The 13,462-nt window shown below is 64.3% G+C and carries 10 protein-coding genes; 6 read left to right on the forward strand and 4 right to left on the reverse strand.

Annotation, left to right across the window (positions count from 1 at the left end; translation table 11 throughout):
- Positions 1–24: 24 nt before the first annotated feature.
- Both QX132_RS31870 and QX132_RS31875 read left to right on the forward strand, forming a co-directional pair.
- Positions 25–747 carry a hypothetical protein gene (locus tag QX132_RS31870; protein WP_316163740.1) on the forward strand — a complete coding sequence of 241 codons (723 nt, stop codon included), beginning with the start codon at positions 25–27 and terminating at the stop codon, positions 745–747.
- A gap of 28 nt (positions 748–775) precedes the next feature.
- On the forward strand, positions 776–1,972 hold the full coding sequence (locus QX132_RS31875) for an XRE family transcriptional regulator (RefSeq protein ID WP_316163741.1): 1,197 nt from the start codon (positions 776–778) through the stop codon (positions 1,970–1,972).
- Positions 1,973–2,205: 233 nt separating this feature from the next.
- On the opposite strand, the gene QX132_RS31880 is transcribed toward QX132_RS31875, so the two are convergent.
- A complete protein-coding gene (locus QX132_RS31880; protein ID WP_316163742.1) occupies positions 2,206–3,069 on the reverse strand; it encodes a hypothetical protein in 864 nt (287 codons plus the stop codon).
- A 1,193-nt stretch (positions 3,070–4,262) separates the two neighbouring features.
- Here QX132_RS31880 and QX132_RS31885 point away from each other — a divergent pair.
- A complete protein-coding gene (locus QX132_RS31885; protein ID WP_316163743.1) occupies positions 4,263–6,911 on the forward strand; it encodes a TIGR02302 family protein in 2,649 nt (882 codons plus the stop codon).
- Positions 6,912–6,973: 62 nt separating this feature from the next.
- Here the strand turns inward: QX132_RS31885 and QX132_RS31890 are convergent, their stop codons facing one another.
- Positions 6,974–7,804, reverse strand: a complete 831-nt coding sequence (locus QX132_RS31890; protein WP_315812437.1) for a MurR/RpiR family transcriptional regulator — start codon at positions 7,802–7,804, stop codon at positions 6,974–6,976.
- 211 nt (positions 7,805–8,015) lie between these two features.
- Between QX132_RS31890 and QX132_RS31895 the strand changes: the two genes are divergently transcribed.
- Positions 8,016–10,364 carry a phosphocholine-specific phospholipase C gene (locus tag QX132_RS31895; RefSeq protein WP_316163744.1) on the forward strand — a complete coding sequence of 783 codons (2,349 nt, stop codon included), beginning with the start codon at positions 8,016–8,018 and terminating at the stop codon, positions 10,362–10,364.
- Between the two features lie 58 nt (positions 10,365–10,422).
- On the opposite strand, the gene QX132_RS31900 is transcribed toward QX132_RS31895, so the two are convergent.
- Both QX132_RS31900 and greA read right to left on the reverse strand, forming a co-directional pair.
- Positions 10,423–10,887 carry a metallophosphoesterase family protein gene (locus QX132_RS31900; protein ID WP_315795607.1) on the reverse strand — a complete coding sequence of 155 codons (465 nt, stop codon included), beginning with the start codon at positions 10,885–10,887 and terminating at the stop codon, positions 10,423–10,425.
- Between the two features lie 29 nt (positions 10,888–10,916).
- On the reverse strand, positions 10,917–11,399 hold the full coding sequence (greA, locus tag QX132_RS31905) for a transcription elongation factor GreA (RefSeq protein ID WP_316163745.1): 483 nt from the start codon (positions 11,397–11,399) through the stop codon (positions 10,917–10,919).
- Between the two features lie 222 nt (positions 11,400–11,621).
- On the opposite strand from greA, the gene QX132_RS31910 reads away from it, so the two are divergent.
- Positions 11,622–12,437, forward strand: a complete 816-nt coding sequence (locus tag QX132_RS31910) for an IclR family transcriptional regulator (RefSeq protein ID WP_316163746.1) — start codon at positions 11,622–11,624, stop codon at positions 12,435–12,437.
- A gap of 28 nt (positions 12,438–12,465) precedes the next feature.
- Entirely contained in the window at positions 12,466–13,410 is a 945-nt protein-coding gene (locus QX132_RS31915; RefSeq protein WP_316163747.1) for a dihydrodipicolinate synthase family protein, read from the forward strand.
- The last annotated feature ends 52 nt before the right edge of the window (positions 13,411–13,462 follow it).

Raw genomic sequence — 13,462 nt, forward strand, 5'->3', positions numbered from 1 at the left:
GCGCAATCTGGAGATTCGCACCGCATGTTGCCCACCGGCAAGAGCCATTTGGTCAAGGTGTTGACCAGCAACCTCCTGGTTGATCTCGAAGACCACCTGCGCGCAGAAGCGCTAAAGGCATTTGAGATCGTCCGGGACCACACCAATCTCAACAAGAAGCGTGCACGGGAATCCGAGGGCCAACTACGCTTTCGGATGATGGAGCAGCGTTTTGAAGAAGTATGTCTGACGCATGGTGGAACAGTGCTTGAGGGCGGCGTGATCCCCAGCACGGACCTTCGAGTGTTCCAGCCCTTTATGCGATTCGAAGTCGACGGGAAGGGCATCATCTTCGGCCTTGCGACGATGTCAGAGCCTCAAACGATTCCTAATAAGAACAAATCTCGAGTAGCAGGGGTGAGCCTGAATTATCACCTGACACCCCGGCTGGATTTCGATTCGTCCGGCCCGAAGATGGGTGACAATTTCGTCCTGCTATTGGTCTCCCGTCACCGTGAGAGGGCGGGGCTGATCGAGGAGATTGCGATCGGCATCATCGATTCCAAATACGAGAACTTTCTCTTCTACGAGACCGTCGAAACGTTCCTCAGCGGCCACGCTGACGTTCCCTCTCTCCCGCCAGTGAACCCCACCGCAGGCGCGGTCGCAGCGGTTGCGTTGAAGGCGCACGTAAAGCCGTTTGTGCCACCCGAGGCTACGGCGGATGAGGAGGCGATCGCGAAAGATGGACCGCCGGTCGGGGCGTGACCAATAGTTGGAAGGCAGGGATTTAGAAATGCGTGTTGGTACCCCCGGCTTCGTGCCGGAACGGCTGGTCGAGGCTCGGGCTGCCCGCGGAATCGCGAGCAAGTCCGCTCTGGCGCGGCTGCTGACAGTGAACGCGAGCACGGTGACGCGCTGGGAGGATGGTTCCAGCGCTCCCGACGCCGAAGCGCTTGGCGCACTGGCGTCCGCTTTGCATGTTCGCCGTGAATTCTTTCTGCGCCCCATTGTGAATTCTATGCGGCCGATGTTCCACCGCTCACTGATGAGCACCCTTGTAAGGGATATCGAGTACCAACATTCTCAAATGCGCTGGCTTCAGGAGATCAGCGGGATTCTAGAACACTACGTCGACTTTCCCGTCGTCGATCTACCAGACTTCCTTGCGGGAGCAAGTTATCGGCAACTTCGCGATGACGATATTGAGCGTATCGCTATCGAGATGCGACGATATTGGAAGTTGGGCGAGGGGCCGTGCGGCGACATGGTTGCGCTGCTTGAGCGCATCGGCATCATCGTTGGTACGATCGAGATGGGGACGTCGAAGCTCGACGGACTTTGTAGTTGGAGTGCCGAAGATCGACCTCACATACTACTTGCGACTGACAAAATGTCATTCCCACGCCGTCAGATGGATGCGGCTCACGAACTGGCCCATGCCGTTTTACATAGGGACGTGACGGCGTCTGAACTAAAAGAGAATTTGAAAGCGATTGAAACGCAGGCGTTCCGGCTGGCAAGCGCCTTCTTAATGCCCTCCACAACCTACCCGTCCGAAGTCTCTCGGCCGTCGCTGGCATCCTTCTTGACCCTCAAGGCGCGTTGGCGAGTTTCGATCAAAGCACAAATCAGACGGCTCACCGATCTTGAAATCATTCCCGAAGGATACGACACCGACCTTTACAAGCTGTACTCCGCGAAAGGCTGGAATCGGCAAGAACCGCTCGATCAAGAGTGGCCGATGAATGAGCCGCGTCTCCTGAGAGATGCTCTCAATGTTATAGTCAGCGCCGGTGTGCGCACAAAGAACGATTTACTCGCGGTCGAGTTTACAATGTCACCTAAGGACATTGAGAATCTCGCGTGCCTTCCTCAAGGCTGGTTCACTGAAAAGACCGGAGAAGTAGTGCAGCTCAAACAATTGGGAGAGAGGGGGTCTCCAAAGGGAGACAGTAGTGGCGAGGTCGTTCCGTTTGGGAGACGACAGTAACCCGTTCTAATTCTTTCGCTCGGCTTTGGAACGAGAAGCACTAGGCCCGGAACGCCGGCCACAGGCACGAGTTGCTTAGTCATGGTGCTGATGCCTATGGTCTGATGGCGGTGGCCAATGACCCCAAGGCACTCGAGTGTGGCGTTCAATTGGAATTTGAACTACGGGGATACGGGGCGTCGCTGAATAAGCGCGGGTCGTTGGTCTCTATTGGATCGCCTCTGATAGTCGTCCTATCTTGGAGCGATCTGGTTCGGGGAGGATAGCTCTTTGGGAGCGATGACTACGCTTTCTACGCGACGTCCCCCGAGTGCCCAGAGCAGATCCCCTGTGAACGTTGGCTTCACATCCGCCTGGAGACCAATCGTCGTTGAGGGCTTGTCGAGTGCGAACAACTGAGCGTCGACCATTACGGCGACAGCCGCATCGGGTACTTGGAAGGTTGTAAATGACGAATCTTTGGGCCGAAACAGCTCCTGATCTAGGCAAGTGATCTCAGGGGTTTCCTTGCCTTTTGTCGAAGCGTTTAACTTGATGATTTCGTCTTTGGTAAGGTAGCAAATATGAGCAAGCGATTGGGCAGCTTTGTCGTTAGTTGCGACTATCAAAAGAGTTCTAGGATTGGGAAGCTTTATGAACGCCTTGTCCATCAAGATGCGATCTATAGTCGACTGCAAAGTGCGCTGAACGTCTGAGTCGTCGGCCTTCGCGCTACCAATGAAGCTGTACGAGGTCAAAGATCGCTGCTGTGGTGTGGGCTGCACTATGGGCGGTAGGGGATGACGAGCATCCTGAAATCCTAAGGTGGCTTGCGCCAAGATCGCCGGACCTGCAATGCCTGCAGCCATCGCGCCGCGTCTCGTTTGCGATTTCTTTTCAAGCAATCCGTGGGCGGCAATTGCACCGAGTGCCGCAAGTCCAAGTTCGACAAGAACAAAGACTAATATAAGCTGCGGGGTAAGAGAGATGACTGAACCAGCAGCTGCGCCAAAATCGCTAGCGCCGTAGGTGATCATTCTCGCCAATTGCGGGGAAAGGCCACCCAAAGCGCCAAAAACGGTGGTGTCGTCCGTTAAGGCATCTTTCCAGCCGCTCATGGTCCAGAATCCCCCCGAGGCAATTTTAGAGGAACTGCATGGAGATGCAACTGGAAGGTGAATGGCCTTGAGTGCGGTAGGAGCTACCATAACGGCCCTCATAGCTGGGGAGCGATTGCGCTGCCTTGTGAGTTATCGACCCAAAATTTGGCAAGTTTCATGCCAGCGGGCCAAAATTCCGTTAAAGCGATTAGTAGCTCCGTAATGCTGCGGAGATTGCAGGACCGCTCTAGTAGCCTGGCGACAGTGTTGGATTGCTCCCTCAAATTGGACAAGCGATGATTTGGCAGTCCTCGTCAGCGCGACATGCGCCTCGGTCCTCTACTCAGACTAGCTATTGCGCTTTATCCGAAATCGTGCTCTACTCCCCGCATCCCGTCCCGCTGAGGGGGCGCTTCGCGGTCGTCACGGACGTCGGGTGCGGGATGCGGTGGGCGCATTGGGGCGCAGCGCGGGTTGTCCCGCGCGGACGAACGATCCCGGTGCGACGATGAAGTCGCGTGGTTCTGGCATCCCGGTGCTGATGCCAAGTTGGCGGTGACGAATCGCCGGCGACGGGGGCAAGACAGCCGATCCCCGGGAAGATCGCGTATAAATCGTAACACCATCGCGCAGGGAAGGCCGGGTGATCTCGGCTGAGCCTGTGGTTCTGCCGCGTGCTTTTTGTTGCACGCGGACCATGGGCGCCGGCCGGCGCCCGGCCTTCCCTGCGCCCTCGCTTTTTCAGGGGGCGACGCATTCTCGAATAGCTCGGGTGACAACACGCCGCGAGAACGGATTTCCATGCGACGTGCAAGCTGCAGATGCGGTCGCTACGTCGGTCCACGCAGGCTACAGTGCGGGCCTCGCCCTTCGAGACGCCCGCCTGCGGCGGGCTCCTCAGGGTGAGGAGCGAAGGTGGTGCCCGGAACATGAATCGTGCAGATCGAATCCGGTGCGCTCGACCTTGCCCCCGGGCAGGCTGTTCTTGGGCAGGTGAATCTACGATCTCTGAGCTTACCCCTCATGGTGAGGAGCGCCGCTTGCGGCGCGTCTCGAACCACGAGGCCCCCGTGCGCCCCGTAGCTTTCCGGGAACCCGGCCGGTCACACTCCCGTGTGAACCGCGGCCGGCGCCGGGAAAGTCCCCGCACAGCGGGTGCCTCACGGCTGCCTTTGTGCTAGGTTGAACATCCGGGCAACCTGGAGGGATTGTTGAGCGGTGTCACCCCCGAGCCGGCTGGGCCGGCAAGCAGCACGCCCGATGGCCTGACGCATGATGGCTTGGCGCGGCTGAAGCTGGCGCAGGCGCTGAAGCGGGCGCGTCTCGCCATCGCCTGGGAGCGCGGCTGGCCGCATCTCGCCCGGCTGCTCACGGTGGTCGGTCTTTTCCTGATCGTGTCCTGGGCCGGACTCTGGCTCAGCCTGCCGTTTGCGGCCCGCATGATCGGGATCGGGCTGTTCCTCGTGCTGCTGCTCGGCGCCGCCGTGCCGATGCTGCGCTTCCGATGGCCCGGCCGCGACGAGGGGCTGGCGCGGCTCGACCGCGGCTCGGGCATCGCCCATCGCCCCGCCACCGCTCTCACCGACACACTCACCACCAAGGATCCGATCGCGCACGCGCTGTGGCAGGCGCAGCGCGAGCGCACTTTGGCCTCGATCAAGCGCATCCGCGCCGGGACGCCGCGGCCGCGGCTGTCGCTGCACGACCCCTGGGCCGTGCGCGCGCTGGTCATCGTGCTGCTGGTGGCGACCTCGATCGCGGCCGGCGACGAGCGGGCGCTGCGGGTGGCCTCGGCGTTCGACTGGAACGGCGTGCTGACGCCGGTGACGATCCGCGTCGATGCCTGGGTCAAGCCGCCGCTCTACACGGCCAAGCCGCCGATCATCCTGTCCGCCGCCAACAAGGAAGGCGCCGTGCCGGCGAACGGCCCGATCGTGGTGCCCCAGGGCTCGACGCTGATCGTGCGTTCCAGCGGCGGCAATCTCGATGTCATCACCGGTGGCGGCGTCGCCGAGGCGGCGCCCGGCGAGGGCGCGGCCGGCGAGGCGGCGCCGAAGGGCACCACCGAGAAGCACTACACGATCAAGGCCGACGGCACCGTTCATGTGCGCGCGCCCTCGGGGCAGCCGCAATGGGTGTTCGCGGCGACGCCGGACAAGCCGCCGGTCATCAGCATGGCCAAGGACCCCGAGCGGCAGGCGCGCGGCTCGCTGAAACTGTCCTACAAGCTCGAGGACGATTACGGCGTGACCGAAGCCCGCGCCCGGGTCACCGCGCGGCCTGTCGAAAGCAAGTCTACCGAAAACAAGGCTGCCGAGACCAAGACGGCTGATGCGCCGGCCGCGCGGCCGCTGTTCCAGCCGCCGGAGTTTGCGCTGGTGCTGCCGAATGCGCGCACCCGCAACGGCGTCGGCCAGACCGTCAAGGATCTCAGCGAGGACCCCTACGCCGGCGCCGACGTCACGCTCACGCTGACCGCCAAGGACGAGGCCGGCAATGAGGGCACCAGCGAGCCGTTCGAGACCAGGCTGCCGGAGCGGCTGTTCACCAAGCCGTTGGCGCGGGCGCTGATCGAGCAGCGGCGCATCCTCGCGCTCGACGGCAACCGCAATGCCGACGTGTTCACCGCGCTCGATGCGCTGGCGATCGCGCCGGAGATGTTCACGCCCGAGCCCGGCCAGTATCTCGGCCTGCGCTCGGTGACGCGGCAGCTCGAAGCGGCGCGCACCGACGATGCGCTGCGCGAGGTGGTGGCGAGCCTGTGGGCGCTGGCCGTCACCATCGAGGACGGCAACATCTCCGACGTCGACAAGGCGCTGCGCGCGGCCCAGGACGCGCTGAAGCAGGCGCTGGAGCGCGGCGCCAGCGACGAGGAGATCAAGAAGCTCGCCGAGGATCTGCGCAAGGCGATGGACAACTACATGCGCCAGCTCGCCGAGCAATTGCGCAACAACCCGCAGATGGCGCAGCGGCCGCTCGACCAGAACACCAAGATCCTGCGCCAGCAGGACCTGCAGAACATGATCGACCGCATGGAGCGGCTGTCGCGCCAGGGCGACAAGGAGGGCGCGCGCGAGCTGCTCGAGCAGTTGCAGCAGATGCTGGAGAACCTGCAGATGGCGCAGCCCAACCAGGGCGGCGACAACGACATGGAGCAGGCGCTCAACGAGCTCGGCGACATGATCCGCAAGCAGCAGCAGCTCCGCGACAAGACCTTCAAGCAGGGCCAGGATTCGCGCCGCAACCGCAACAAGCAGCAGGGCGACCAGGACCAGAGCATGGGCGACCTGCAGCAGGACCAGCAGGCGCTGCGCGACCGTCTCAAGCAGCTGCAGGACCAGCTCGCCAAGCGCGGCATGGGCCAGAAGGGCGAAAAGGGGCAGAAGGGTCAGAAAGGCCAGAAGGGACAACAGGGTCAGCAGGGCGATCCCGGTGATCAAGGCGACCAGGGCGATTCCGGCGACGGGCTCGACGACGCCGACAGCGCGATGGGCGATGCCGGCAGCCAGCTCGGCGACAACAATGCCGACGGCGCGGTGGAATCGCAGGGCAAGGCGCTGGACGCGCTGCGCAAGGGCGCACAGAGCCTCGCCGAGGCGATGCAGCAGGGCGACGGCGACCAGCCCGGCGACGGCCCCGGCCAGCGCGCCGGCCGCCAGCAGGGCGCGCAGCAGACCGATCCGCTCGGACGTCCGATGCATCCCGGCCGCGACATCGACGATTTCTCCCAGAAGATCCCGGGCGAGATCGACGTGCAGCGCGTCCGCCGCATCCTCGAGGAGCTGCGCCGCCGTCTCGGCGATCAGTCGCGGCCGCAGCTCGAGCTCGACTACATCGAGCGGCTGTTGAAGGACTATTGAGGATGGGTCGGCCACGGGAGGTCATGCCCGTGGCTCACCGTTTTGACCGGAGGCCGCGTCGGTCAGTAGCGTTTCTCGGACAGGATGCGCGCCGCGTGCTGCAGCCTCTCGACGGAGCGTTCGGTGTCGGTGAGGGCGCAGCAGCTGACCAGCGTGTCGATGATGGCGAGCTGCGCGACGCGGCTGCTCATCGCCTCCGGGCGATAGCGCGTCTCGTTGGCGACGGTGTAGAGCAGCACCTCGCAATGCGCCGCCAGCGGCGACTTGCCGAGCCGGGTGATGCCGATGGTCCGCGCACCCGCGGCCTGCGCCAGCCGCGTCGCCAGCACGGTCTCGACCGTGCTGCCCGAATGCGACACCGTGACGGTCGCGACGTCGGGCCCGGTCATCCCGGCGCTGACCGCCTGGACATGCGAATCCACGATCGCATTGGCCGCCAGCCCGAGCTGCAGCAGGCGATACGACAGATCCTGCGCGATCGGCGCCGAACTGCCGATGCCGTAGATCTCGACCCGCCGCGCCTGCCGCAACAGCTTCGCCGCCTGCGCCAGCGCGTCCATCGACAGCAGCCGCCGCGTCTCCTGCAGCGAGGCGGCATGCGCCGCGAAGATGTGGTCCGTGACCGTCGCCGGATCATCGCCGCGATGCAGGTCCTCCTGGATCAGCCGCACCGGCTCGATCAGGTCCCGCGCCAGCATGATCTTGAGCTCCTGAAACCCCCGCACCCCGACCCGCCGGCAGAACGACACGATCGTCCCCTCGCTGACGCCGCAGGCTTCCGCGACCTCGGTGATCGACATGTGGATGAACGGCTCCGGCCGGGCGATGACCAGCTCCGCGATCTGCCGCGCTTTCGGCGGCAGCTCGTTCTGCAACTCCCGAATACGAAACAAGATGCCGTTCACGCCCGGCCCAGAACGAAAGGTCGATCCCGTCACGCTGTGCCCCGATGCTGAGAAAATCTCATTCAGATTCATTTCGTAAATAAAAATTTCACAGCGCTGTCAAGTCGCGCTGATACGCCAGCGACGTTCGCAGGAGCAGGTCGGGCTCGCCCCGCCAACCCTGAATACGTTCTTCAAGATTTCAAAAGGTCGTATCAGCATGACAACACGTCGCGATTTTCTGGCAGGCGCCACGGCGGCGGCTGCCTTCGCCAGCATCCGCCAGGCGCTGGCCATTCCGGCACGGCGCCGGACCGGCACCATTCAGGACGTCAAGCACATCGTCATCCTGATGCAGGAGAACCGCTCTTTCGACCACTATTTCGGCACGTTGCGCGGCGTCCGCGGCTTCGGCGACCGCTTCCCGATCCCGCTGGAGAGCGGCAAGCCGGTCTGGTTCCAGTCCGACGGCAGCCGCGAGATTCCGCCCTATCACCGCGACTCGGCGACCTCCAACGCGCTGGTCGGCTACGGCACGCCGCACTCGTTCGGCGACAGCCAGGCGGCCTGGAATCAGGGCAAGATGGGCTATTGGGCGAAGTACAAGACGCCCTATGCGATGGGCTATTTCGGCCGCGACGACATCCCGTTCCAGTTCGCGCTCGCCGAGGCCTTCACCCTGTGCGACGCCTACCATGCCTCGATCACCACCGGCACCGATCCCAACCGCATCGTGTTCTGGTCCGGCTCCAACTTCAATCCGGCGCTGCGCGCGCAGGGCATCAACTCTACGACCAACGACTCCGAGCCCAACAATCTGCGCTGCTGGCCGAACCCGCACAATTGGGTCGCCGGCCAGCCGCAGCCACAGGCGAGCTACAAATATGTCGGCAGCGACTTCGCCTGGGACACGCTGCCCGATCTGCTGAACAAGGCCGGCGTCAGCTGGCACATCTATCAGGACATGAACGACAACTGGACCGGCGCGATGCACGGCTGCCTCGCGTTCTCCAGCTTCCGCCATGCGCAGCCGGGCGATGCGAACTACGTCCATGGCCTGACCGGCGGTCCCGACTACCTCGACCGGCTGAAGGCCGACGTCATGGCCGGTACGCTGCCGGAGGTGTCGTGGATCCTGCCGACCCAGGCCAACTCCGAGCATCCCGGCGGCGGCAGCCCGACCCGCGCCGGCAATTTCACCGACCAGGTTCTGGAGGCGCTGACGGCCAACCCCGAAGTCTGGAGCCAGACCGTCTTCCTGCTGACCTTCGACGAGAATGACGGCTTCTTCGATCATCTGCCGGCGCCCGCAGTGCCGTCCTACGACGTCAACGGCAAGCTGATGGGCAAGGCGACCTTGCCGCTCGACGGCGAGTATTTCTCCAACACCGTCGGCAACGTGCTGACTGCGACCGACACGGTCAGCGGCAACATCCGCCCGTGGGGGCTCTCTGCGCGCGTGCCGATGTATGTGGTGTCGCCCTGGAGCAAGGGCGGCTGGGTCAACTCGCAGGTGTTCGATCATACCTCGATCGGGCGATTCCTCGAGAAGCGCTTCGGCATCAAGGTCGAGGCCATCAGCCCGTGGCACCGCGCCGTCTCGGGCGACCTGACCTCGGCGTTCGATTTCGCCAGCCCGAACGATCCGCGCTTCCCGGAATTGCCCGACCAGAGCAACTGGCAGGCGTCTGATGCGCACCAGAAGACCTTGCCGGCGCCGGTCGCGCCCGCGACGCCGCAGCCGCTATTCCAGGAGACCGGCGCGCGCTATTCGCGTCCGCTGCCCTACATCCTCCACGCCACCGCGAAGGTCGATGCCGCCGCGGGCAAGGTGAAGCTGCTGTTCGCCAACACCGGCTTTGCCGGCGCCGTGTTCCACGTCTACGACAAGCGGCATCTCGATCTCATTCCGCGCCGCTACACCGTCGAGGCCGGCAAGATGATCGACGATGAATGGAGCGTCGGCAGCGATGGCCTGTATGATCTCTGGGTGCTCGGCCCGAACGGCTTCCACCGTCATTTCAAGGGCGACCTCGACAAGGTCAGGCCGTCGAATGCCGCCAACCCCGAGATCTTCGTCGGCTACAACGTGTTCGAGGGCGGACTGCACATGCAGCTGCGCAACGACGGCCATGCCCGCGCGAGCTTCACGGTGAAGTCCAACGAGATCTATGGGCCGCTGCAGGCCGTCACCGCCTCGGTCTCCGCCGCGCTGGAGCCGCAATGTCCGGGCTTCGGTCCGCTGCCCGGCTTCCACCCGGTGGGTTTTGGCGCGGTGCCAGGCTTCCGGTCGGCTCCCGACTTCGAGGCGCCCGGCTTCGGCTTCGGCGCACCGAGCTTCTTCCCCGGACCGAGCCATGGCGGTCCGTCGACGTCGTGGACGGTCAAGGTGTCCGCGCCCGGACGCCACGGCGAGCTGTACTGGCAACTGCGCAAGTCGGGCCATTGGTACGACTTCGTCGTCACCAGCGACACCGACGACAGCTTCTATCGCCGCGTCGCCGGCCACGTCGAGACCGGCCGTCCCTCGTTCAGCGACCCCGGGATGGCGCTGGCCGATCGCTTCTGATCGATGTATCTCATACGGGGGTCGGGGAGGGCGCCCATGGGCGCCCTTTCGCTTTGCCTCAGGCGCTGCCGAGATCGTGGATCGCGGGTGACAGTTGGCCTGAGGAGATGTTCAGCGTCGCCAGCGTGATCGGCAGCTTGAAGCGGCGCGGCCCTGCGCTGCCTGGATTCAGGTAGAGCACGCCGTCGCGCCTCTCGATGCCTGCGCGATGCGAGTGACCAGACACGACGATGTCGATGCCCGACGTTGCAGAATCGATCGCGAGGTCGTGGACGTCGTGCACGACATGGACGGCATGCGTGCCGAGCCTGACGGTCTCGGTCGCAGGATATGCATTCGCCCAGTCTGCCGTGTCGATGTTGCCGCGGATCGCAGTCACCGGCGCGATCAGGCGAAGCCGGTCAACGATCTCGTGCCGGCCGATATCGCCGGCGTGGATGATGTGATGGACGCCCGACAGACATCGCACTGCCTCCGGCCGCAGCAGCCCATGCGTGTCGGAGATGATTCCAACTTTGAGCATCGTTTCCTGCCGGCGTGATGGGTACCGCCTCAGGCGATCGTGAGAATCTCCAGCTCTTGTCCGGTAACCTCGACGACGTCGCCGGCCGACTTGCCCATCAGCAGGCGAGCCACCGGCGAGACGTGCGAGATCATGCCGCGCTTCGGGTCAGCCTCATCCTCGCCGACGATCGTGTAGGTCTGCACGCGGCCGTCGCCGCGCTTGAACGTCACGGTGCTGCCGAACGCGATCTGCTCCGTCGATGTCGGCGCCGGCATCACCTGCGCGGTCCGCACGCGCGCTGCAAAGTAGCGGGCGTCGCGCAGCGGCAGCGCCGACTCCCGTCGCCGTTCATTCACGTCCTCGATCCCCTGCGCCGCTTCAAACGCCGCCTGCGCCTCGCGCAACTGCTCCTCGAGCGCCTTGAGTCCCGCCTCGGTGACGAGGTTCGGATGCGGCGAGACCGGCCGGTCGGGTAGCTGCGTTTCGGCGGCCGTCTCGGCGCTCTCTTCCTTGGTGAATGCAACGCTCACGCCGGACTCCTGAAAAAGGCCGCGAGATGTCGCGGCCCTCAGGGAGAGATCATGCCGGCTGCGCAGATTTCAAGCCGTGCGCGCATGCGGCGTGCGAGCGCGCTTGACAGAAGCGGCTATGCGCATTCTAATATACGAACTATAGTTCGCAATCCGAACTATAGCAAATCAAAATGCCGGTCGCCAAGGCCGGCGTCAGTCAGGAAACGTCGGAGCCTCCAAGTGGACGAGGACAGCAAGGCTGGGAAAAGCGTCGTGCAGTCGCTGGCCAAGGGCTTTCAGGTGCTGAACGCCTTCACCAGCGAGGAGCCCGAGCTGGTGCTCGCCGACGTCGCGCGCCGCGCCGCCCTCGACAGGGGCACCACGTTCCGCCTGCTCAACACGCTCGTGATGCTCGGCTATGTCGAGAAGGTCGGCGACACCAGGCGCTTTCGCCTCACGCTCAAATGTCTCGACCTCGGCTTCAACGCGATCGCTCGCTCTGAGCTGCGGACTCAGGCGCGCCCGATCCTGCGCAGCCTCGTCGGCGAGATGAACGAGGCCGCCTCGCTCGCCGTGCTCGACGGCAGCGACATCGTCTATGTCGAGCGCATCCAGGCCGGCCTCGTCAGGCTCGGCGTCGATGTCCGCATCGGCAGCCGGGCGCCGGTCTATTCGACCGCGGTCGGCCAGGCCATTCTCGCGCTGCTGCCGGTCGAGACGCAGATCGAGGTGCTGGAGGCGCAGCCGCGCATCAAGCGCACCGAGACCACGATCACCGAGCTCGACGCGCTGCTGCAGCGTCTGCGTCAGGTGAAGGCGGCCGGCTACGCGCTGTCAAATCAGGAAAATGCGCCCGGGCTGTGCGTGCTCGCGGCACCCGTCATCGATCGCGACGGCATTCCGCTCGCGGCGATCAGCATCGCTGCGCCCACCATGCGCATCACGGCGGACGACTTCGAGCGGCTCGGCGTGGCGCCGCTGCTCAGAGCGGCCGCCCAGCTGTCGCGGGCTCTGGAGGCGATGGGCGGGGCGACCGCGACGGTCTCGAAACGATGAACATCGATGTGACGAAACAGGAGCAAGCATGAGCGTCATGACCAACTTCAAGGGGATCATCCCGGCGATCGCCGTCCCCTTCAACGCCGACCATTCGATCGATGAGGCCGAGCTGTCGCGCTACGCGGCCTGGCTCGGCAAGCGCCGCGGCATCGTCGGCATCATGACCAACGGCCACACCGGCGAGGTGTTCAGCCTCACCGCGAAGGAGCGCGCCGAGGTGACGCGCATCGTCGCCAAGGCACTCACCGGCATCTGTCCGACCATTTCTTCTGTCGTGTGCGAAGGCATCAAGGACGGCATCGAGCATGCGCTGATGGCGAAAGAGGCCGGCGCCACCGCGCTCGACATCATGCCGCCGCATCACTGGCTGCGCTTCGGCTTCAAGCGCGAGCACTGCCTGGATTATTTCAGCGCGATCGGCGAGGCGACCAGGCTGCCGCTGATCGTGCACGTCTATCCCGCCTGGACGCGCGCCTCGTTCTCGTCCGAGCTGCTCGCCGAGCTCGCCCGTCTCGATCATGTCCAGGCCTTCAAGATCGGCACCCGCGAGATGAACAAATACGCCCGCGACCTCAAGGCGATCCGTGCGGCGGCGCCGCACAAGGCGCTTCTGACCTGCCACGACGAATATCTGCTGGCGTCGATGGTGCAGGACGTCGACGGCGCGCTGGTCGGTTTCGCCTCGCTGATTCCGGATCTGATCTACGATCTGTTCGCGGCCGTCACCGCCGGCGACCTCAAGCTTGCGATGAAGCTGCAGGGCATGATCGATCCGCTGAAGGACGCCGTCTATGGCGGCGGCGAGCCGACCGGCGAGGCGCATGGCCGCATGAAGGCGGCGATGCAGGTCGCCGGCGTCATCCGCGACGCCACGGTGCGCCCGCCGACCCATGCGCCCAGCGCCGAGGAGATGGCCGCGATCCGCGCCGCGGTCGCGGCTGCCGGTCTGACGGTGCAGGCTGCGGCCTGATTGATCGACAAGCGACGGTCGGGTGTGGCCCGGCCGTCACTCCAGACGACAA

The organism is Bradyrhizobium sp. SZCCHNRI20481 (assembly GCF_032485055.1).
GTDB lineage: Bacteria > Pseudomonadota > Alphaproteobacteria > Rhizobiales > Xanthobacteraceae > Bradyrhizobium.